At 69.7% G+C, this 879-nt stretch carries 1 protein-coding gene and 1 pseudogene; both read left to right on the forward strand.

The genetic code is table 11. The features are described 5' to 3' along the window. Positions 1-140 precede the first annotated feature (140 nt). A complete protein-coding gene (locus ACIQMX_RS40140) occupies positions 141-584 on the forward strand; it encodes a hypothetical protein (RefSeq protein ID WP_402486000.1) in 444 nt (147 codons plus the stop codon). A 79-nt stretch (positions 585-663) separates the two neighbouring features. Next, positions 664-879, forward strand: a pseudogene (locus ACIQMX_RS40145) (hypothetical protein); the annotation flags it as partial.

Below are 879 nucleotides of genomic sequence, written 5' to 3' on the forward strand. Positions count from 1 at the left end.
AGATACGACAAACTCGCGGTCCGCTACGAGGCGACCGTCCTCGTGGCGGCCATCAACGAGTGGCTGTGACCAGCACATTCGATACACGCCCTAGGGCACGATCATCGAGCGAGTTGGACGAGGCAGAGGAGGACGCCAGGGTGTTTCACCGAATACGCCGCAGGGCCAAGGAACCGAGCGAGGCGCAGCGGCAGTTCGCCGAGCTGCACGCGCGGCTGGCGGACCAGGTTCCGCCGGGCCTCGGCGTACCGACGGCGGAGCTGCAGCACAGCGAACCGGCCGCGGTGGTGGACGACTTCCTGCCTGCGGAGCTGCGGGTGCCGAGCCACGACCAGCTCGACGGCAGGATGATGCCGTGGAAGCAGCCGCTAGTCCTCAACAGCGAGATGGTCGCCTGCGCCGAGTGCGGCGAATACCGGGACTGGCTCATCCTCTCCACCCGCGATGAGATCTGGCTGCGCTGCCGGGCCGGTCACCAGCAGCAGGAGACCCGCCTCGACACCGCCTGGTACAACCGGCACGCGGGGCCGGCGGACGCGACGCACACCACGTTCGAGGACTGCCTGCGCCACCTCGGGCACTGACCACCACCCCTACGACCCCGCCGGGCCCGCGGGCCCGTACTGACCACCCGTCGTCTAGCACCAAGGGGTCAGTTCCGTCATGCGCGTTCGCGTCGCCACCATCCTCGGCATCACCACCGCCCTCCTCGCCCTGCCCGCCTGCTCCACCGACACCGTCGGCACCGAGCCCGCCGCCACGTCGTCGGCCCGTACCGGGAAGCCGACGAGCGGCACCACCGTCATCTCGTCGACCGCGCTGGAGTCGCGCCTGCTCGACGAGAACGATCTCGGCAGCGGCTACCTGCGCAAGCCGGTG

Source organism: Streptomyces sp. NPDC091416, from assembly GCF_044756845.1.
Taxonomy (GTDB): Bacteria; Actinomycetota; Actinomycetes; order Streptomycetales; family Streptomycetaceae; genus Streptomyces.